Source organism: Streptomyces sp. NPDC004732 (assembly GCF_040609235.1).
GTDB lineage: Bacteria > Actinomycetota > Actinomycetes > Streptomycetales > Streptomycetaceae > Streptomyces.
On sequence record NZ_JBEXJR010000007.1, the window covers coordinates 267,393 to 287,385 of the forward strand.

General features: G+C 71.5%; 19 protein-coding genes. 10 read left to right on the forward strand and 9 right to left on the reverse strand.

Annotated features, from left to right (window positions below; genetic code table 11):
• Nucleotides 1-29: 29 nt before the first annotated feature.
• A complete protein-coding gene (locus ABZV77_RS22575) occupies nt 30-1,061 on the forward strand; it encodes an oxidoreductase (protein WP_356259590.1) in 1,032 nt (343 codons plus the stop codon).
• A gap of 59 nt (nt 1,062-1,120) precedes the next feature.
• Nucleotides 1,121-2,773 carry an ABC-F family ATP-binding cassette domain-containing protein gene (locus tag ABZV77_RS22580; protein WP_356259593.1) on the forward strand — a complete coding sequence of 551 codons (1,653 nt, stop codon included), beginning with the start codon at nt 1,121-1,123 and terminating at the stop codon, nt 2,771-2,773.
• A 28-nt stretch (nt 2,774-2,801) separates the two neighbouring features.
• Here ABZV77_RS22580 and ABZV77_RS22585 read toward each other — a convergent pair whose 3' ends face one another.
• From ABZV77_RS22585 to ABZV77_RS22595, 3 genes are all read right to left on the reverse strand, one after another.
• Complete coding sequence (locus ABZV77_RS22585) at nt 2,802-5,273, reverse strand: Tex family protein (RefSeq protein WP_356259595.1); 2,472 nt, start codon at nt 5,271-5,273, stop codon at nt 2,802-2,804.
• Nucleotides 5,274-5,339: 66 nt separating this feature from the next.
• Nucleotides 5,340-5,504, reverse strand: coding sequence for an LPFR motif small protein (locus ABZV77_RS22590; RefSeq protein WP_356259598.1), 165 nt, complete (start codon nt 5,502-5,504; stop codon nt 5,340-5,342).
• 117 nt (nt 5,505-5,621) lie between these two features.
• Nucleotides 5,622-6,512: a hypothetical protein gene (locus ABZV77_RS22595; RefSeq protein ID WP_356259600.1), complete on the reverse strand. Its 891-nt coding sequence runs from the start codon at nt 6,510-6,512 to the stop codon at nt 5,622-5,624.
• 115 nt (nt 6,513-6,627) lie between these two features.
• Between ABZV77_RS22595 and ABZV77_RS22600 the strand changes: the two genes are divergently transcribed.
• Nucleotides 6,628-7,644 (forward strand): GlxA family transcriptional regulator, encoded by a 1,017-nt coding sequence (locus ABZV77_RS22600; protein ID WP_356259603.1) that lies wholly within the window; start codon nt 6,628-6,630, stop codon nt 7,642-7,644.
• Between the two features lie 7 nt (nt 7,645-7,651).
• A complete protein-coding gene (locus tag ABZV77_RS22605) occupies nt 7,652-8,284 on the forward strand; it encodes a DJ-1/PfpI family protein (RefSeq protein WP_356259606.1) in 633 nt (210 codons plus the stop codon).
• Here ABZV77_RS22605 and ABZV77_RS22610 read toward each other — a convergent pair.
• Nucleotides 8,278-9,015 carry an enoyl-CoA hydratase/isomerase family protein gene (locus ABZV77_RS22610; protein ID WP_356259609.1) on the reverse strand — a complete coding sequence of 246 codons (738 nt, stop codon included), beginning with the start codon at nt 9,013-9,015 and terminating at the stop codon, nt 8,278-8,280. The genes ABZV77_RS22605 and ABZV77_RS22610 overlap by 7 nt on opposite strands.
• A 68-nt stretch (nt 9,016-9,083) precedes the next feature.
• Between ABZV77_RS22610 and ABZV77_RS22615 the strand changes: the two genes are divergently transcribed.
• Nucleotides 9,084-9,707, forward strand: a complete 624-nt coding sequence (locus ABZV77_RS22615) for a DUF308 domain-containing protein (protein WP_356259611.1) — start codon at nt 9,084-9,086, stop codon at nt 9,705-9,707.
• Between the two features lie 129 nt (nt 9,708-9,836).
• Nucleotides 9,837-10,313, forward strand: coding sequence for an ATP-binding protein (locus ABZV77_RS22620; protein WP_356260203.1), 477 nt, complete (start codon nt 9,837-9,839; stop codon nt 10,311-10,313).
• Nucleotides 10,314-10,332: 19 nt separating this feature from the next.
• Here the strand turns inward: ABZV77_RS22620 and idi are convergent, their stop codons facing one another.
• The 5 genes from idi to galE all read right to left on the reverse strand — a co-directional run bounded on the left by idi (nt 10,333) and on the right by galE (nt 15,319).
• Nucleotides 10,333-10,926: an isopentenyl-diphosphate Delta-isomerase gene (gene idi, locus ABZV77_RS22625; RefSeq protein WP_356259614.1), complete on the reverse strand. Its 594-nt coding sequence runs from the start codon at nt 10,924-10,926 to the stop codon at nt 10,333-10,335.
• Nucleotides 10,927-11,044: 118 nt separating this feature from the next.
• A complete protein-coding gene (locus ABZV77_RS22630) occupies nt 11,045-12,301 on the reverse strand; it encodes a bifunctional class I SAM-dependent methyltransferase/N-acetyltransferase (RefSeq protein WP_356259617.1) in 1,257 nt (418 codons plus the stop codon).
• Between the two features lie 204 nt (nt 12,302-12,505).
• Nucleotides 12,506-13,015 (reverse strand): hypothetical protein, encoded by a 510-nt coding sequence (locus ABZV77_RS22635; protein ID WP_356259619.1) that lies wholly within the window; start codon nt 13,013-13,015, stop codon nt 12,506-12,508.
• Between the two features lie 184 nt (nt 13,016-13,199).
• Nucleotides 13,200-14,138 carry a cation diffusion facilitator family transporter gene (locus ABZV77_RS22640; RefSeq protein ID WP_356259622.1) on the reverse strand — a complete coding sequence of 313 codons (939 nt, stop codon included), beginning with the start codon at nt 14,136-14,138 and terminating at the stop codon, nt 13,200-13,202.
• 179 nt (nt 14,139-14,317) lie between these two features.
• Nucleotides 14,318-15,319, reverse strand: coding sequence for a UDP-glucose 4-epimerase GalE (gene galE / locus ABZV77_RS22645; RefSeq protein WP_356259625.1), 1,002 nt, complete (start codon nt 15,317-15,319; stop codon nt 14,318-14,320).
• Between the two features lie 299 nt (nt 15,320-15,618).
• On the opposite strand from galE, the gene ABZV77_RS22650 reads away from it, so the two are divergent.
• The 4 genes from ABZV77_RS22650 to ABZV77_RS22665 are packed head-to-tail and all read left to right on the forward strand — an operon-like array spanning nt 15,619 to nt 19,985.
• Nucleotides 15,619-17,439, forward strand: coding sequence for a DUF5941 domain-containing protein (locus ABZV77_RS22650; RefSeq protein ID WP_356260205.1), 1,821 nt, complete (start codon nt 15,619-15,621; stop codon nt 17,437-17,439).
• Nucleotides 17,436-18,173: a phosphocholine cytidylyltransferase family protein gene (locus ABZV77_RS22655; protein WP_356259626.1), complete on the forward strand. Its 738-nt coding sequence runs from the start codon at nt 17,436-17,438 to the stop codon at nt 18,171-18,173. The genes ABZV77_RS22650 and ABZV77_RS22655 overlap by 4 nt, the downstream gene beginning before the upstream one ends.
• Nucleotides 18,161-19,228 (forward strand): iron-containing alcohol dehydrogenase family protein, encoded by a 1,068-nt coding sequence (locus tag ABZV77_RS22660; protein WP_356259629.1) that lies wholly within the window; start codon nt 18,161-18,163, stop codon nt 19,226-19,228. Before ABZV77_RS22655 ends, ABZV77_RS22660 begins: the two co-directional genes overlap by 13 nt.
• Nucleotides 19,206-19,985 carry a CDP-alcohol phosphatidyltransferase family protein gene (locus tag ABZV77_RS22665; RefSeq protein ID WP_356259632.1) on the forward strand — a complete coding sequence of 260 codons (780 nt, stop codon included), beginning with the start codon at nt 19,206-19,208 and terminating at the stop codon, nt 19,983-19,985. Before ABZV77_RS22660 ends, ABZV77_RS22665 begins: the two co-directional genes overlap by 23 nt.
• The last annotated feature ends 8 nt before the right edge of the window (nt 19,986-19,993 follow it).

The following is a 19,993-nucleotide window of genomic DNA, read 5'->3' on the forward strand; positions in this document are numbered from 1 at the left end:
ATCACACGTCAAGTGGGGATACTCACAGCATGTCTGCCGAGTACGCGACCTTTGGTCTGGCACCGGCCATGCGCGCCGGTGGGGTTCTCGCCAACGGTGACTACCAAGTGCACCGCGATTTCGTCGACTTCATCGTCAACGGCCGTCCCCTCCTCTTCCAGCTGTCCGACCTCGACGCGGTGTCGCCGCTCGCCTCCGACATTCCACCGGCGATCTTCACCGCTCATGTCCGCCGACTGCTCCTGGAGGCGCAGGCACCGCTGGAGGAGGGGCGTTACGTCATATACGGCTGCCCGGAGTGCGAGGGCCTGGAGTGCGGCGCGGTCACGGCCGTGATCGAGAAGAGCGCCGACGGCGCCGACGACTTCGTCTGGCGCGACTTCGCCTGGCAGACCACGGAACGGGCCGACCTGGAGCTCAACGGCTACCACGGCATAGGGCCGTTCCGCTTCCACGGCGACGAATACCGGGCGGCACTGGGGCAGTTGCTCGCCGAGGACGACCCGCAGGCCCGTCGCCGGGTGCTCCTCATCGGCGCCCGGGTGGCGATCCTCGCCAAGCTCGCCGCGGCGCTCCGCACGATCGGGATCGGCGCGGAGATCGCGTCGGACGCGACGGGCGTCGCACCCGACGAACTCCGCACCTACGGGGCGGTGGCCTTCGGCCCCACGGTGCCCGAAGCCACCCGGCAGTCCGTCCGCTCCGTCTTCGACGGCGCGAGCGTCCCGGTCGCCTATGTGGACGGCCTCGCCCCGATCATCCCGCTCCTGGTCGCCCAGATCGAGTACGCCCTGGACCGCAGCCCCCAGGAACAGCGCCGCCTCACCCGCCTCGCGGCCGGTCCCCGCTCGGCGGAGCTGGACGTCACATCGACGTGCCGGGTCCAGCTCACGGCGTACCGGATGGACCGCCTGTCCCGCACCCACATCCACGAAGTCTTCGACGAGGTCCTGGAGCCCGGGCGCCACCAGGTCCCCCTGACCCCCAAGGCCACGAAGGGCTCCGCCTACGTGGTGGCCCGGACCTCCACGCACGTCCTGGTCACCCCCACGTCCCGCTAGGCGCCCCCGCCGGGCAGGCGCACCGGCCGCCCCGCGCGCAGATCTACAATTGCCCCCTGATGACCGCAACCCTCGTCGCCAAAGACCTCGCCGCCGGCCACGGCGACCGCACCCTGTTCGCCGGACTGGACCTCGTCGTCGCCCCAGGTGACGTCATCGGTCTGGTCGGTGCCAACGGAGCGGGCAAGTCCACCCTGCTGAGGCTGCTCGCGGGCCTTGACGCCCCCGAAGGGGGAGAGCTGCGGCTCTCGCCGCCCACGGCCTCCGTGGGACACCTTCCCCAGGAGCCGGACCGCCGCCCGGGCGAGACCATCCGCGCCTTCCTGGCCCGCCGCACCGGCGTGGCCGAGGCCCAGCGCGTCATGGACCAGGACACCCAGGCCCTCGTGGACGGCGCCCCGGGCGCGGACGACGCGTACGCGAACAGCCTGGAGCGCTGGCTGGCGCTCGGCGGCGCGGACCTCGACGAGCGCGCGGAGGAGGTCGCCGACTCCCTGGGCCTCGCCGTGAGCCTGGACCAGCCCATGACCTCGCTCTCGGGCGGCCAGGCGGCCCGCGCCGGACTGGCCTCCCTCCTCCTCTCCCGCTACGACGTGTTCCTCCTGGACGAGCCGACCAACGACCTCGACCTGGCGGGCCTGGAACGCCTGGAGTCCTTCGTCCGCGGTCTGCGCGCAGGCACGGTCGTGGTCAGCCACGACCGCGAGTTCCTCACCCGCACGGTCACCAAGGTCCTCGAACTCGACCTGGCCCAGCAGCAGATCAACCTCTACGGCGGCGGCTACGACGCGTACCTGGAGGAGCGCGACACGGCCCGCAGGCACGCCCGCGACGAGTACGACGAGTACGCCGACAAGAAGGCCGCGCTCCAGGGCCGCGCCCAGATGCAGCGCTCCTGGGCCGACAAGGGCGTCAAGAACGCCCGCCGCAAGGCCAAGTCGGGCGGCGACAACGACAAGATCGGCCGGAACCTCCGCAGCGACGCCAGCGAGAAGCAGGCGGCGAAGGCCCGCCAGACCCAGCGCATGATCGAGCGCCTGGACGTCGTCGAGGAACCCCGCAAGGAGTGGGAGCTGCGCATGGAGATCGCGGCCGCACCCCGCTCCGGCGCGGTCGTCGCGAGCCTGCGCGACGCGGAGGTGCACCGCGGCGCGTTCACGCTCGGCCCGGTCACCCTGCAGATCGACTGGGCGGACCGCGTGGCGATCACCGGCGCGAACGGCTCGGGCAAGTCGACGCTGCTGGCGGCCCTCCTGGGACGCGTGCCGCTGGACGTGGGCCATGCCGCCCTCGGCTCGGGCGTGCTGGTCGGCGAGGTCGACCAGGCCCGCGCCCTGTTCCACGGCGAGGAGTCCCTGCTGGACGCGTTCTGCGCGGCCGTCCCCGACACCGAACCGGCCGAAGTCCGCACACTGCTCGCCAAGTTCGGCCTCAAGGCGGACCACGTGCTGCGCTCGGCGGCCACGCTCTCTCCCGGCGAGCGGACCCGCGCGGGCCTCGCGCTGCTCCAGGGCCGAGGCGTCAACCTCCTCGTCCTGGACGAGCCGACCAACCACTTGGACCTGCCCGCGATCGAGCAGCTGGAGACGGCTCTGGAGGCCTACGAGGGCACTCTGCTCCTGGTCACGCACGACCGCAGGATGCTGGACGCGGTCCGCGTGACGCGCCGTCTGGAGGTGGCGGAGGGCAAAGTGGCGGAACTGCCACTCTGACCTCCACCCCGCTCGGTCCTACGGCGTATCAGCGCCGCTTCGGGTCGACGAGCCCGGCCCGCCGCAGCGCATCGGCCATCGCGTCGTTGGCGGGCGGCGGGCCCTGCCGCTGCGGCTTCTGCCCGCGACCGCCCCGCTGTCCCTGGCCCTGACCCTGGCCTTGTGCCTGGCCCTGGCCCTGCTGACGTCGGCCCTGACCGCCGCCCGAACCACCGCTCTGGCCGCGCTGCCGCTGCTGAGGCGGACGGCCGCCGCCGCGCTTCGGCTGTTCCCCGTCCCCGCCGGAGGCATTCGCCTCGTCGTCGAGGCGCAGCGTCAGCGAGACCCGCTTGCGAGGGATGTCGACGTCCATGACCTTCACCTTGACGATGTCGCCGGGCTTCACGACGTCCCGCGGGTCCTTGACGAACGTCTTGGACATGGCGGACACGTGCACCAGGCCGTCCTGGTGGACGCCGACGTCCACGAACGCCCCGAAGGCGGCCACGTTCGTCACGACGCCTTCGAGGACCATTCCGGCGGCCAGGTCGGAGAGCTTCTCGACCCCGTCCTTGAAGGCCGCCGTCTTGAAGGCGGGCCGCGGGTCGCGCCCGGGCTTCTCCAGCTCCTTCAGGATGTCCGTGACCGTGGGCAGTCCGAAGACCTCGTCGACGAACGCGTCCGGCTGCAGTGAGCGCAGGGCCGCCGTGTTGCCGATCAGCGAACCGACCTCGCCGCCCGCCGACTTCACCATCTTGCGCACCACGGGGTAGGCCTCGGGGTGCACGCTGGAGGCGTCCAGCGGGTCGTCGCCGCCGCGGATGCGGAGGAAGCCCGCGCACTGCTCGTACGCCTTCGGGCCGAGTCGGGCGACGTCCTTGAGTCCCTTGCGGCTCTTGAACGGGCCGTTCGAGTCGCGGTGCGCCACGATGTTCTCCGCGAGGCCCGCGCCGATGCCGGAGACCCGGGAGAGGAGCGGGGCGGAGGCGGTGTTGACGTCCACACCGACGCCGTTCACACAGTCCTCGACGACCGCGTCGAGGGAGCGCGACAGCTTCACCTCGGAGAGGTCGTGCTGGTACTGCCCGACGCCGATCGACTTGGGGTCGATCTTCACCAGCTCGGCCAGCGGGTCCTGGAGGCGCCGCGCGATGGAGACCGCGCCACGGATCGAGACGTCCAGGTCGGGCAGCTCCTGCGAGGCGAAGGCCGAAGCCGAGTACACGGACGCGCCCGCCTCGGAGACCATCACCTTCGTGAGCTTCAGCTCGGGGTGCTTGGTGATGAGTTCACCGGCGAGCTTGTCGGTCTCGCGCGACGCCGTGCCGTTCCCGACGGCGATCAGGTCGACCCCGTGCTCCGCGGCGAGCCGCGCGAGCGTCGCAAGGGACTGGTCCCACTTGTTGGCCGGGACGTGCGGGTGGATCGTGTCGGTCGCCACGACCTTGCCGGTCGCGTCGACGACGGCGACCTTCACGCCCGTACGGAACCCGGGGTCGAGGCCGAGCGTCGCGCGGGTGCCCGCGGGCGCCGCAAGCAGCAGGTCGCGCAGGTTCGACGCGAAGACCCGCACCGCCTCGTCCTCGGCGGCGGTGCGCAGCCGCAGCCGCAGGTCGATCCCGAGGTGCACGAGGATCCGCGTCCGCCAGGACCAGCGGACCGTGTCCTGGAGCCACTTGTCGCCGGGCCTGCCGCGGTCGGCGACGTCGAAGCGGTGGGCGACGATGCCCTCGTACGACGAAGGGGTGCCGGGCGTGCCGGGCGTGGCGGCGGGCTCCTCGGGTTCGAGGACGAGGTCGAGCACCTCCTCCTTCTCGCCGCGCAGCATGGCGAGGATGCGGTGCGAGGGCAGGTCGGTGAAGGGCTCGGCGAAGTCGAAGTAGTCGGCGAACTTGGCGCCCGCCTCCTCCTTGCCGTCCCTGACCTTCGCGGCGAGCCTGCCGCGCACCCACATGCGCTCGCGCAGCTCGCCGATCAGGTCGGCGTCCTCGGAGAACCGCTCGGCGAGGATCGCCCGTGCGCCGTCCAGGGCGGCCTGCGGGTCCGCGACGCCCTTGTCGGCGTCGACGAACGCGGCGGCGGCCGCCTGCGGTTCCACGGTCGGGTCGGCGAGCAGCCCGTCGGCCAGGGGCTCGAGCCCCGCCTCCCGGGCGATCTGCGCCTTCGTGCGCCGCTTCGGCTTGAAGGGCAGGTAGATGTCCTCCAGGCGTGCCTTGGTGTCCGCCTCGCGGATCCGCGCCTCGAGCTCGTCGGTGAGCTTGCCCTGCTCACGGACCGATTCGAGGATCGCGGCGCGCCGGTCCTCCAGCTCGCGCAGGTAGCGCAGGCGCTCTTCGAGCGTGCGCAGCTGCGCGTCGTCGAGCATTTCGGTCGCTTCCTTGCGGTAGCGCGCGATGAAGGGCACCGTGGAGCCGCCGTCGAGCAGGTCGACGGCGGCCTTCACCTGCCGCTCCCGTACGCCGAGCTCCTCGGCGATCCTGCCTTCGATGGATGCTGGGGTGGACGTCTTCAAAGCTGCCACGTTCCGGTACCGCCTTCTCGCTGAGGTTGCCGGGCAATTGTGGCAGGTGGCGCCGACAGAGGGTGATCAGACCCGGCCGGCCCGGCCCGTGTGTCCCGGCCGCCGCCCGCCGCGCCCCGCGGAACGGGACGCTCCGCCGAACAACCTGGCCAGTGCCCGGAACGGCAGCGTGACGACGGTGGCGATGGCGGCGCCGATCTGGCGCAGGACGTCCGCGATGGCACGGAACATGAGTACTCCCCTTTCGTCCCCGACGCCGCCGGGGGTCGGCGGAGCCGGTGGACGAACGGGTACCTCGGTCGCGCGAAGCCATGCGCGCCGGGCGGCGGACGCCGGGCGCGCGCCCGCTCAGCGCTTGCCGAGCAGGTCCGCGGGGAACGCCCCGGCCTGCATCGCCTTGCCGACGAAGAGGGTGCCGAGTTCCGTCAGCCGCTCGATGCCTGCGGCGCCGAGGTGCTCGTAGGGCGCGCGGTCGAGGCGGTCCGTCTCGGCCTCGACGTCCCGGCGCAGCGCCACGCCGTCCTCCGTCAACTCGCCCTCGCCGTCCAGCAGCCCGCGGTCCCGCAGCCGGTCCGTCGCCGCGTCCCACTCCTCCTGGTTCCAGCCGCGGGTGGAGAAGACCCACTTCGGCCTGGTGCCCTTGCCGGTGGCGGTGTGGCTCACCATGGCTTCGAGGCCGTCGAGTTCGGCGCCGAGCAGCACGGTGAGGTGACCGTCGCCGCGGTGCTCGCGCAGCAGCGTCGCCGCGTGCCAGTAGGCGAGGTGCGGCTCCTCGGGGACGGGCAGGTCGGCGTGTGCGGCGTACAGCGGGCGGGCGCCGCGGGTGCAGGCCTCGGTGGCACGCAGCGCGAGGCCCGCGGCCTCCGCCATCTCCGGCGAGGCGACGAGCTCCTCGCCGAGCAGCCGCCGCAGCGTCGTGTCGACGCCCCGCAGGCGCGCCGCGAGGATGTCCTCGGGCGAGGCGGTCCGCCACACCTCGGGGACGTGCGCGGCCACGAGCTCGTACTTGTAGTTGTAGAAGGCGGCGGTCACGGTCCCGGGGCCGACGGCGCCCAGCGCGGCCGCGCGCACGGCGAAGTTGACGGCGCTGCGGTGGGTGATCCCGAGGCCGCTCAGCTCCCGGTTCACGTCCGGTGAGAAGTAGTGCGCGGAGTGCAGCGGGTTGAGGACGTTGTGACAGCGGCGCCCGGCCCGCGACTCCAGTGCGGCGGACGAGGAGGAAGTCGTCGAAGAGGTCATGGGTGCACGTTACCTACTGGTCAGTATGTGGCGCGTGAGGCGGTTCGGTGAGATGGCAGGAAAGGTGGGGTCTTCGTCATTGCGGACATCGCGGGCCGGGCGAAGAATCTAGGGCATGGCGCAGCGAATCGTCCTGGTCGTGCTCTTCGACGACGTCCAGAGCCTTGATGTCACGGGCCCCGTGGAGGTATTCACGGGGGCCGGGCTCTGCACGGCCGACCCCAAGGGCGGCTACCTCGTCCGCACCGCCTCCCTGGACGGCGGGCCCGTGCGCACGTCCAGCGGCCTCACCCTGGTCCCGGACTCCGCCCTCGCCGACGCACCCGAGCCGCACACGCTGCTGGTCCCCGGTGGCCTCGGCACCCGCGGGCAGGCCCCGGAGCTGACCGGCTGGCTGCGCGAGAACGGCCCGCGCGCGGAGCGCCTGGTGTCGGTCTGCACCGGTGCGATCCGGCTCGCCGAGGCGGGGCTCCTGGAGGGGCGCAGGGTGACGACGCACTGGGCGTACTGCGAACGGCTCGCCAGGGACCACCCGGGCGTCGAGGTCGACCCCGACCCCATCTACGTGCGCGACGGCCATGTCGCGACGTCCGCCGGGGTCACCGCGGGCATCGACCTCGCCCTGGCGCTCGTGGAGGAGGACCTGGGCCGCGAGGTGGCCCTCACGGTCGCCCGCCATCTGGTGGTCTTCCTGCGGCGCCCGGGGAACCAGGCGCAGTTCAGCGTCCAGCTCGCCGCGCAGACCGCGCGGCGCGAGCCGCTGCGCGAGGTCCAGCAGTGGATCACCGAGCACCCGGCCGACGACCTCTCGGTCGACGCGCTCGCCGCCCGCGCCCGCCTCTCGCCCCGCCACTTCGCCCGCGCCTTCCAGGCGGACACCGGCCTGACACCGGGCAAGTACGTCGAGCGCGTCCGCATCGAACACGCCCGGCGCCTCCTGGAGGACACCTCCGACGGGGTCGAGGAGATCTCCCGCGCCTGCGGCTACGGCACACCGGAGGCCATGCGCCGCGCCTTCGTGAAGCTGCTCGGCGCGGCACCGGCCGAGTACCGCCGCCGCTTCCACCCCGCACCTGCGGCACTCACCGCACCGGCACACGCACCCATCCGGCACGCCCACTCACACCGATAGGGACACCATGCAGATCGCCATCGCCCTGTACGAGCGCTTCACCGTCCTGGACGCCATCGGCCCCTACCAGACCCTGAGCAGCCTCCCGGGCGCCGAGACCGTCTTCGTGGCCGAGCAGGCGGGCCCCGTGCGGGACGACAACGGCTCCCTCGCCCTCGTCGCCGACAAGTCCTTCGCCGAGGTCCAACGGCCCGACATCGTGGTCGTGCCCGGCGGCCCCGGCCAGAGCGACCAGATGGAGAACGAGGCGCTCCTGGGCTGGCTCCGCACGGTCGACGCCACCACCACCTGGACGACCTCGGTGTGCACGGGCTCGCTCGCGCTGGCCGCCGCGGGCCTCCTCAAGGGCCGCCGCGCCACCTCGCACTGGCTCGCGCTGGCCGAGCTGGACCGGCTCGGTGTGGAGTCGACGGGGGAGCGGGTCGTCTTCGACGGCAAGTACGTCACCGGGGCCGGTGTCTCCGCGGGCATCGACATGGGCCTCACCCTGGCCGGGAAGATCGCGGGCGACGAGCACGCGCAGACCGTACAGCTGCTGACCGAGTACGACCCCCAGCCGCCCTACGACGCCGGGTCCCCGGAGAAGGCGCCCGCGCACATCGTCGCGAAGTTCCGGGCCGGAAGCCGCTTCGGTCAGTAGGTGAAGCGCGGCTGCCTGCGCTCCAGGAAGGCGGCGACACCCTCCGCGGTGTCGCCGCTGCCGCGCGCCTGCTCCGTCCAGTACGCGTCCCGGTCCGTGCGGCCGGTGGCGAACTCCTTGGCGGCCGCCTGCGTCAGCAGGGAACGCGACACGAGGATCCGGGTGAACTCGGCGACCCGCTTGGCCAGCTCGCCCGACGGCAGCACCTCGTCCACCAGGCCGGTGCGCAGCGCCCGTTCGGCGCCGATCAACTCCCCGGAGAAGAGCAGGTACTTGGCTGTGGCGGGCCCCACCAGCGACACCAGGCGGCGCGTGGACGACGCCGGATAGACGATGCCGAGCTTGGCCGGAGTGACACCGAACGAGGCGCCCTCGTCAGCGAACCGCAGGTCGCACGCGCCCGCCAGCTGCGCACCGCCGCCCACGCAGTAACCCCGCACGGCCGCGAGCGTCGGCTTGGGGAAGGCCGCAAGGGCGTCCTCGGCCCGCACCGCGAGGTCCTGTGCGGTGCCGGGCGACTCCCGCAGCGTGGAGATGTCGGCGCCCGCACAGAACGTGTCGCCCGCACCGGTGAGGACCACGGCGCGCACGGCCGGGTCGGCGCCGAGGCCCTCGAACAGCGGTGGCACCTGACGCCACATGTCGGCGGTCATCGCGTTGCGCTTGGCCGGATGGTCGATGAGGACGGTGGCGACGCCGTCCGTGACGGTGTGGCTCAGCTGCGGCTCCATGCGCCGGATGCTATCCGCACCCCTCGAACGTACGATCAAGAAGGGGGCCGAGCGAGAGGGAGACGCTGATGGCCGGACCCAGGGACGACACGGCCGCCTCGGAGGCCAGGACGGTCAGCCGCAGCTTCGGCTGGCTCGCCCTGCTCGGTGTGATCCTGGCCGTGGCCGGGCTCGTCGGCCTCGTCTACACCGGTGTCGCCACGCTGACCTCGATGCTCCTGTTCGGCTGGCTCCTGCTCATCGGCGGCATCGTCGGCCTGCTGCACGCCGTCCAGTCCCGGGGCAGCAGCTTCTTCTGGCTGGGCGTCATGGTCGCCGCGCTGAACCTGGCGGCGGGCGTCGTGGTCATCCGCAGGCCCGACGTGGCGGCGGAGGCGCTGACCATGTTCGCGGCCCTGCTCTTCCTGACGGGCGGTGTGTTCCGGCTGGTCGGCAGCATGGTCGTACGCGGCCCGCAGTTCGCCCTGACGCTGCTGCAGGGCGCCTTCGGCCTGCTGATCGGTATCCTGGTCCTCGCCGGATGGCCCAGCAGCAGTCAGTACGTGATCGGGTGCTTCTTCTCCCTGACGCTGCTCTTCGACGGCCTCGGCCTGATCGCCACCGGAATCGGCGGCCGCCGGATCGTCAGCCTCGTACAACCTGAAGAAGGCTTCAAGGCGGAACAACGGGGGCAGGACCAGTCGCACAGCTGACGCTGTGCGACCCAGGCGGTCAAATCCCGTCGATACTCGCTGACTTCTGGTCAGTGGCGCGGTCCGGACCAGAGCGTTCCCAACACTCGACGTGTGGCAACAATCGAGCGCGAGGGCGGCGACCGGACGATGGGGAACGACGGGAGAGGGCAGCGCCCCCTCCCAAGGGGCGGCGGATCGGTGCCGTACGAGGGGGTGTGGCGCTTCACCGCCCCCGCCGTCGACGCCTCCGTGCCCCAGGCCCGGCACGCGGTGCGGGACCTGCTGGCCCGGCAGGGCGTACCGGCGACGGACGACCTGGTCCACGGCCTGCTGGTGATCGTCTCCGAGCTGGTGACCAACGCGGTGCGCCATGCGGCCCTGCTGTCGCCGATGCTCGCGGTGGAGGTCGCGGTCGGCGCCGAGTGGGTGCGGGTGTCCGTCGAGGACAACCACCCCTACCGCCCGACGGCCCTGGTGGCGGACCACGGGCAGACGGGCGGGCGCGGCCTTCTGCTGGTCCGCGAGATCACGCAGGAGGCGGGCGGCGCCTGCGACGTCGAGCACACCGCGAGCGGGGGCAAGGTCATCTGGGCGGCCCTGCCCCTGAAACCCAACGGCGGCTGACCGCCCGGCGGGTGACCGACTACCAGCCTGCCGAGGGGCCCGTCAGTTCCTTGACCGCGGGCCGTGCCGCGTCGAGCACGGTCATGAACCAGGCGGAGAACGGGTCCCGCTCGTGCCGCTCGGCCAGCTCCGCCGCCGTCACGAAAGCGGTCCCGCCGATCTCGGCCGGGTCGGGGTTCAGCGGGGACTGCACCATGCCCACGAACAGGTGGTTGAACTCCTGCTCCACGAGCCCCGAGTCGGGGTCCGGGTGGTTGTAGCGCACCGTGCCCGCCTCGGCGAGCAGCGAGGGCGAGACCCCGAGCTCCTCGTACGTACGCCGGGCGGCCGCCGCGAACGGGGCCTCGCCCGGGTAGGGGTGCCCGCAGCAGGTGTTCGACCAGACTCCGGGGGAGTGGTACTTGCCGAGGGCGCGCTGCTGCAGCAGCAGCCGGCCCTGCTCGTCGAAGAGGAAGACGGAGAACGCCCGGTGCAATTGCCCGGGCGCCTGATGCGCGGAGAGTTTCTCCGCTGTGCCGATCGTCCTGCCGTCCTCGTCGACGAGTTCCAGCAAGATCGCTTCTCCGGTGCCGTTCGACGAGCTGTTCGCCGCGGTGGCAGGTGTGATCGGCATACGCATCCTTCGCTTCGGTCTTCGAACCCCAAGTCTGCCGTACGTTCCGGACACCGCGGGCACTTAACGGAACCCGCATGTCCCGCCGCGCCGGAGCACGGCGGGACACGCCGGGAGGTCAGACCCCGAAGGCAGCCGGATAGGTGATCGTGCCCCGCGGCAGTTGCGCGGAATCGTCGGATCCGTTCAGGACCAGAGCCATCATCGCGTCGTCGGGCACCTCGAAGCCCGGCCGGATTCCGTACCCGGAAGCGGGCTTGAAACCGAACCTCGGATAGTACGAGGGATGCCCCAGCACGAGGACGATCCGTTCCCCACGCGCGCGTGCCGCATCGAGCACGGCGCGCACGACCGCCGAACCGGCCCCCGTCCGCTGGAACTCGGGCAGGGTGGCGACGGGCGCGAGCGCCAGGGCGGGTGCCCCGTCCACCCGGCAGCGGGTGATCAGCGCATGCGCGGCCACCGAACCGTCGGGCGCCTCGGCGACGTACGACAGACCGGGCAGCCAGGCCTCGTCGTCCGTGCGCAGCGCGTCGACCAGATCGGCCTCCGCCCCGCTCTCGAAGGCGGCGGTGTTCAGGGCGTGCACGGCGGCGATGTCGGCCGCGGTCTCCGGGCGGGTCGGCCAGGAGTCCACGGGCCGCAGCACATAGCCGGTGTAGCCGTAATCGGTCCCGTGGGCACGCCGCATCGCGAGCTCCTCGCGGGTGGCGGCCAGCGCCTCCGCCATGCCGGGAGCATCCGGGTCCGCCGCGTCCGCGCGTGCGGCCAGCGGCCCGTAGTACTCCGCCCAGTCGGACTCGGGCTGCGGGTGCACGCCGAGCACGGCGTACCCGGCGCCGGTCGCGGCCCGGACGTTCGCCTCGCCGGTGCGCAGCGCGTAGTGCTGCTCCCAGAAGGCGCGGGCGGCGGCGGACGGCTCGGCGGCCGTCCACTCGCACTCGGTGAGGACGAGCACCCCGCCGGGGGCGAGCAGACGACGCCAGGCGCGGAGTGCGGTGTCGAAGCCGATGCCGTAGGCCGAGCTCTCGGCCCAGACGACATCGAACGAACCGTCCGGATAGGGGAGTTCCCCCATGTCGGCGTTGACGGTGGTGATCGATCCGGTGAGGCCGCGTGCCTCGGCCGCGGCGCGGAGCTCGTCGAGGAACGGCTCGTGGAGGTCGACGGCGGTCACCTCGGCGTGGGCCTCGGCGGCGAGCAGGAGCGCGGCCCGGCCGGGACCACAGCCCAGGTCGAGGACGCGCGGCCGCTCGGGCAGCGCACCCGCGAGGGAGAGCAGCCGCCTGGTGGTGGCATCGGAGCCGGGACCCTGCCGCGGAAGCCCGTGGTGCAGGGCGAAGAAGGCGTGGGTGAGGGAAGCGTTGTCAGTCAACGTGGAAATCCTTGAGTGAAGGACCCGCGGACCCGACGTACGAGTGGCGTACGAGACGTACGAGCGGTTGTACGAGAAGGTCAGACGCGTGCCCGGAAAGTGGGGATGCACGTGTCGCCGCGCAGTGCAGCGTCAGCCACGACAGTCATCAACCCACCTCCTGGGAACTCAAGAACTCGGACCACCTTAACACCGCCGACACCGTTAGCCGTCGGCGAAGCTGTTGGCCACCACGACCTGCCGGATGCCGTTCGCATCGTTCTGCAGGCGCTTGACCTGCATCAGGACCGTGTTCTCGTCGGTCGTCCTGAAGCAGTAGGACTGCCCGATCTCGATGATGGCCGACTTCATCTCGGTCTCGGAGACGCGGGTCCGGCACTCCTCGACGGTCGGCTTGCCGCTCTCGGTGATGACCGCCATCGTCGCGCCGTTCAGCACCGCGAGGGTGTTCCTGTCGGTCCCGACGACCTGCACGTCCGAGCCGGAGACCTGTGGATCGATGTGCGCCCAGGGACTGTCGAGGTCGTACGGCCGCGCCGGTACGTTCAGGAAGAACTCGTTGCCGTCCTTCCACTGCTGTGACTGTTTCGGCCTGGGCTCGGGCGGTGTGCTCTGCGGGGCGGCGGTCGTCCTCTCCTCGCCGCCGTCGGAGACCTTGACCCCGATGACGGCTGCGGCGACCGCGCCCAGCGCGCCGATGACGGCGGTCACCATCTGCCAGAACGGCCGCTGCCGGGCCCCCGGATCAGGATCGTGGTCGGGCCGTGGCGGGCCGGGTGGTGCGGGAGATTGTGGATGTGACACTGCTTTCCCCCGGAGCAAGTGCGTTTGTGAAGCCTCCCGTCGACTGTCCCACAAGAGCACTGACCCGTGAAGGGAATCCGGGCGGTCCCGGGCGTCAGTGGCAGAGCTTCGCCTCGTGCTCCGCGTGGCCGCTCGGTTCCAGCTGGAAGGTGCAGTGCTCGACGTCGAAGTGGTCGCCCAGGCAGCCCTGCAGCTCGTGCAGCAGCTTCTCGTGGCCGGTCGCGTCGAGGGTCCAGGAGCTCACCACGACGTGGGCGGAGAGGACCGGCATGCCCGACGTGATCGTCCAGGCGTGCAGGTCGTGGACCTCCTCGACGCCCGGCAGTTCGAGTATGTGCGACCGCACCTCCGCCATGTCGACCCCCTTGGGCGCCGACTCCAGGAGCACGTTCAGGGTCTCCTTGAGGAGCTTGACCGTGCGCGGGACGATCATGAAGCCGATGACGAGGGAGGCGATCGGGTCGGCGGCCTGCCAGCCGGTGAGCATGATCAGGACCGAGGCGACGATCACCGCGAGCGAGCCGAGGGTGTCCGCCACGACCTCCAGGAAGGCGCCGCGCACATTGAGGCTGTCCTTCTGGCCGCGCATGAGCAGCGAGAGCGAGATCATGTTGGCGACGAGGCCGAAGATGCCGAAGTAGAGGGCCAGGCCGCCCTCGGTCTCCGCGGGCGTGAAGAACCGCTGGACCGCCTCGTACAGCACGTACCCGCCCACGCCGAGCAGCAGCAGACAGTTGGCGAGCGCGGCGAGTATCTCCGCGCGGGCATAGCCGAAGGTGCGGTTCCCGGTGGGCGGCCTGTTCGCGAAGTGGATCGCGAGCAGGGCCATGCCGAGGCCCAGCGAGTCCGTCGCCATGTGCGTCGCGTCCGCGATGAGCGCGAGCGAGTCCGCCATCAGCCCGCCCACGATCTGGGCCACCATGACCGTGATCGTGATGGTCAGGGCGATACGGAGCCGCCCCTTGTAGGCGTTGGCCGCCGTCCCCGTGGCCGGTGCCCCGTGTGTGTGTCCGTGATCGTGCCCAGCCCCCATGGAGCCGCCCTCCCGCATCCGTCGTCGGCGTGCATTCCGCTGGTCGCGCGACCACAGTGAACTACGGGTAGGGGGTATCTGGCAACGCGGTACTGAACACCGTTATCACTGCGCTGACCTGCGAAAATGGCAACGGTTGCCGACTGGGGGGCGGGGTGCAGGTCAGGGCGTCGGAACGATCATCCCTGGCGCGCTTCCGGGTGGTGCAGACACCATCCCGCCCACGCCGACTCGACCATCTCGCGCACCCCGCGCCGGGCCGTCCAGCCGAGCTCCGCCGCGGCAAGGCGGGCGTCGGCCACGGCGCGCGGGGAGTCGCCCGCACGGGCCGGTTCGACGAGCGCCGGACGGGTGTCGCCGCTCACCTCGCCGATGACGGTGATCAGTTCGCGTACGGAAACACCCTGGCCCCGCCCGATGTTCACGGTCAGGTCGCCCGCGGCGCCCTCAGCGCCCTTGGTGTCCTCCGTGAGCCGACGGGCCGCCGCGAGATGGGCCTCGGCGAGGTCGGAGACGTGGACGTAGTCACGGACGCAGGTGCCGTCCGGCGTCGGGTGGGTGTCGCCGAAGATCCGCGGCGACTCGTCCTGGCGCAACCGGTCGAAGACCATCGGGATCACGTTGAAGACCCCGGTGTCCGCGAGCTCTGGAGCCGCGGCGCCCGCCACGTTGAAGTAGCGCAGGCAGACGGTCCCGATGCCGTGCGCCCGCCCGGCCGCCCGCACCAGCCACTCACCGGCGAGCTTCGTCTCGCCGTAGGGGCTGACCGGGGCGCAGGGCGTGTCCTCGCCCACGAGGTCCGCGTCCGGCGGATTGCCGTACACCGCGGCCGACGAGGAGAACACGAAGCGCTTGATGCCTGCGTCGGCCACCGCTTCGAGCAGCGTCGTGAGGCCGCCCAGGTTCTCCCGGTAGTAGCGCAGCGGCTGCTCCACCGACTCCCCGACCTGCTTGCGGGCCGCGAGATGCACCACACCGGTGACGTCGTGCTGGGCGAAGACCCGGCGCAGCAGGTCCCCGTCCAGCGAGGACCCCTTCACGAGGGGCATGTCCGCGGGCAACCGCTGCGGCACCCCCGACGAGACGTCGTCCAGGACGACGACGTCCTCCCCGGCACCGGCCATGACCCGCGCCACATGTGCCCCGATGTAACCCGCTCCGCCTGTGATCAGCCATGTCATGGGCGCCCACCCTAAGCGAACTGCCCGCACACGCCTTGCGCGGGCATGTGCCGCTATACGGGCAAGCCGGGCACCGGCAGGGGTGCGGTTTGTGGGCGCGGCCCCCCATCCACCATGATGATCGCGAAGGCCGAGGCCCTCGCAGGCCGCCCTTATCGGGGCGTGAACGGGTGATGAACGCCCGCTTCCCATCATCCGATAGCCTCTGCCGACGTGCCGCCCGGCCGCCATGGCCAGGGGCGCTCCCCTTACGCATGTGCCCGGCGCGAGCCGCGCCGGTACTCAAGGAGTGAGTTCGTCTGTCGACCGCCATCCTCACCGGTCAGCCGGTCCCCGGGTCGCCGCTCGAAGGCGATCTGCGGTCCCTCGGCTTCGATGTGCGGGTCGCCTCCGACGCGGCGGACGCCGAGGCGCTGCTCGCCGCCGTACCGGGTGACCAGCGGGTCGCCGTCGTCGACGCCCGCTTCGTCGGACACGTCCACGCACTGCGCCTCGGACTCACCGACCCCCGCTTCGCCGCCGCCACGGTGCCCGGCGCCGTCACCGCCAAGCCGGAGGCCCGCGCGGAACTGACGCGCGCCCTGCGGACGACCGCGGGCACCGCGAGCGCCGGAGCCACCGGCGGCGTCATGACGCTCGCCCCGCTCCCCGACGACATCGCCACGGCGATGGAATCCGGCGCGACGGACGTGCACCGCCCCGACCTCGGCACCCTCGTCGCCACCGTGCCCGACGACCCGCAGACGCGGAACGAGGCACGTCAGGCCGTCGCCGCCGTGGACGACGAGGCGGTACGCCTGCGCACCGCGGTCAAGTCGCGGGACGGCTTCTTCACGACGTACTGCATCTCCCCGTACTCGCGCTACATCGCCCGCTGGTGCGCCCGCCGGGGCCTCACCCCGAACCAGGTCACCACCGCCTCGCTGCTCACCGCCCTGATCGCGGCGGGCTGCGCGGCGACCGGGACGCGCGCCGGGTTCGTCGCGGCGGGCTTCCTGCTGCTCTTCTCCTTCGTCCTGGACTGCACGGACGGGCAGCTCGCCCGCTACTCCCTGCAGTACTCGACGCTCGGCGCCTGGCTGGACGCGACGTTCGACCGTGCCAAGGAGTACGCGTACTACGCGGGCCTCGCGCTCGGCGCCGCCAACGCGAACGGCGACGACGTATGGGCGCTGGCCCTCGGCGCGATGGTGCTGCAGACCTGCCGCCACGTCGTGGACTTCTCGTTCAACGAGGCCAATCACGACGCGGCCGCCAACACCAGTCCCACCGCCGCCCTTTCGGACAAGCTCGACAGCGTCGGCTGGACGGTCTGGGTGCGCCGGATGATAGTGCTGCCCATCGGCGAGCGCTGGGCGATGATCGCGGTGCTCACCGCGGTCACCACCCCGCGCATCACCCTCGTCGTCCTGATCATCGGCTGTGCGCTCGCCGCCTGCTACACCACCGCCGGACGCGTCCTGCGCTCGCTGACCCGCAAGGCGACCCGCACCGACCGCGCCGCCCACGCCCTCGCCGACCTCGCAGACAACGGCACGCTCGCCTCGGCCTTCGCCGCCGTCGGGCGCCGCGCCCGCATCCTGCCCGCACCCCTGCTCGCCTTCCTCGGCGGCGCCGCGGTCGTGGCGGTCGCCGCGTTCACCTCCTACGGCAGCCCGTGGGTCGTCGTCGCCGCGGTGATCTACGTGGTGCTGTCCGGCCTGGCGCTCGCGCGGCCCCTCAAGGCCCCCCTGGACTGGCTGGTTCCGCCGTTCTTCCGCGCCGCCGAATACGGCACGGTCCTGGTACTGGCGGCCAAAGCCGATGTGAACGGGGCGCTGCCCGCGGCTTTCGGGCTGGTGTCGGCGGTCGCCTACCATCACTACGACACGGTGTACCGCATCAAGGGCGGCACCGGCGCGCCTCCGCGCCGGCTGGTGCGGGCGATCGGCGGCCAAGAAGGCAGGACCCTCGTGGTCGCGCTGGCCGCCGCCCTGCTGCCCACCACTGATTTCACCGTCGCGCTCACGGCGCTCGCCGTGGCCGTCGCACTTGTGGTGCTCGTCGAGAGCATCCGCTTCTGGGTCGCCGCCAGCCAACAGGGCGCACCCGCCGTACACGATGAAGGAGAACCCGCATGATCGGCCTCGTCCTTGCGGCAGGCGCCGGCAGGCGTCTGCGTCCCTACACGGACACCCTGCCCAAGGCCCTGGTGCCCGTCGATGGTGAGACCACCATCCTCGACCTGACGCTCGGCAACTTCGCCGAGATCGGTCTCACCGAGGTCGCGATCATCGTCGGCTACAAGAAGGAAGCCGTCTACGACCGCAAGGCGGCCCTCGAGGCGAAGTACGGCCTCAAGCTGACCCTGATCGACAACGACAAGGCCGAGGAGTGGAACAACGCCTACTCCCTGTGGTGCGGTCGCGACTCGATCAAGCACACGGTGATCCTCGCCAACGGCGACACCGTGCACCCGGTCTCCGTCGAGAAGACGCTGCTCGCCGCCCGCGGCGACGGCAAGAAGATCATCCTCGCCCTCGACACGGTGAAGAACCTCGCCGACGAGGAGATGAAGGTCATCGTGGACCCCGCCAAGGGCGTCCAGAAGATCACGAAGCTGATGGACCCGGCGACGGCCACCGGTGAGTACATCGGCGTCACCCTCATCGAGGGCGAGGCGGCCGACGAGCTCGCCGACGCGCTGAAGACCACCTTCGAGCGCGACCCCGACCTCTACTACGAGGACGGCTACCAGGAGCTCGTCAACCGCGGCTTCAAGGTCGACGTGGCCCCGATCGGCGACGTCAAGTGGGTCGAGATCGACAACCACGACGACCTCGCCAAGGGCCGGGAGATCGCGTGCCAGTACTGACGAGGCTCATCCCCTCGCCGGTCGTCGTCGACATCCGGCCGGGGGCGATCGACGACCTGGCCGGTGTCCTCGCCGACCAGCGGATCTGCTCGTCGACCGGCAAGCTCGCCATCGCCATCAGCGGTGGCTCGGGTGCGGTGCTCCGCGAGCGGCTCATGCCCTCGCTGGGCGGCGCGGAGTGGTTCGAGGTCGGTGGCGGCACGCTCGACGACGCCATCAAGCTCGCCGACGCCATCAAGAAGTCGGGCCGCTACGACGCGATCGTCGGCCTCGGCGGCGGCAAGATCATCGACTGCGCCAAGTTCGCCGCGGCGCGCGTCGGCCTGCCGCTGGTCGCCGTCGCGACGAACCTGTCGCACGACGGCCTCTGCTCGCCGGTCGCGACCCTCGACAACGACGCGGGACGCGGTTCGTACGGAGTGCCGAACCCCATCGCGGTCGTCATCGACCTCGATGTGATCCGTGAGGCGCCCGTCCGCTTCGTCCGCTCCGGCATCGGCGACGCCCTGTCCAACATCTCCGCGATCGCGGACTGGGAGCTCGCCGCCCGCGAGCGCGGCGAGGACATCGACGGGCTCGCGGCCGCCATGGCCCGCCAGGCGGGCGAAGCCGTGCTCCGCCACCCCGGCGGTGTCGGCGACGACGCCTTCCTGCAGGTGCTTGCCGAGGGCCTGGTCCTCACCGGCATCGCGATGTCCGTGTCGGGCGACTCCCGCCCGGCGTCCGGCGCCTGCCACGAGATCAACCACGCCTTCGACCTCCTCTACCCCAAGCGCGCCGCCAGCCACGGCGAGCAGTGCGGCATGGGCGCGGCCTTCGCGATGCACCTGCGCGGTGCCCGCGACGAGTCGGCGTTCATGGCGCAGGTGCTGCGCCGCCACGGCCTGCCCGTGCTGCCGGAGGAGATCGGCTTCAGCGTGGACGAGTTCGTCAAGGTCGTGGAGTTCGCTCCGCAGACCCGTCCGGGCCGCTACACGATCCTCGAACACCTCGACCTGTCCACCGACCAGATCAGGGACGCATACGCCGACTATGCAAAAGCCATCGGTAGCTGAGCTCCGCCCGGTCGTTCACCCCCCGGGGGTGAAGGACCGACGGAGCGGCGAACACTGGGGCGGACGGCTCTACATGCGCGAGATCTCGCTGCGCATCGACCGTCACCTGGTGAACACCAAGGTCACGCCCAACCAGCTGACCTACCTGATGACCGTCTGCGGCGTCCTCGCGGCCCCGGCCCTGCTCGTGCCGGGCGTCTGGGGCGCGGTCCTCGGTGTCGTCGCGGTCCAGCTGTATCTGTTGCTCGACTGCGTCGACGGCGAGATCGCCCGGTGGCGCAAGCAGTACTCGCTGGCCGGTGTCTGGATGGACCGCGTCGGTGCCTACCTCACCGACGCGGCCGTCCTCGTCGGCTTCGGGCTGCGCGCCGCCGACCTGTGGGGCTCGGGCCGGATCGACTGGCTGTGGGCGTTCCTCGGTACGCTCGCCGCGCTCGGCGCCATCATGATCAAGGCCGAGACGGACCTGGTCGCCGTGGCCCGCGCGCAGAACGGCAAGGAGCAGGTGAAGGAGACCGCGTCCGAGATGCGCGGCTCCGGCATGGCCCTGGCCCGCAAGGCCGCCGCCGCGCTGAAGTTCCACCGGCTGATCCTGGGCATCGAGGCGTCCCTCCTCATCCTGGTCCTGGCGATCGTGGACCAGATCCGGGGCGACCTGTTCTTCACGCGGCTCGGCGTCGCCGTGCTGGCCGGGATCGCGGTCCTGCAGACCCTGCTGCACCTCGTGTCCATCCTGGCTTCGAGCAGGCTCAAGTGAGTACGACA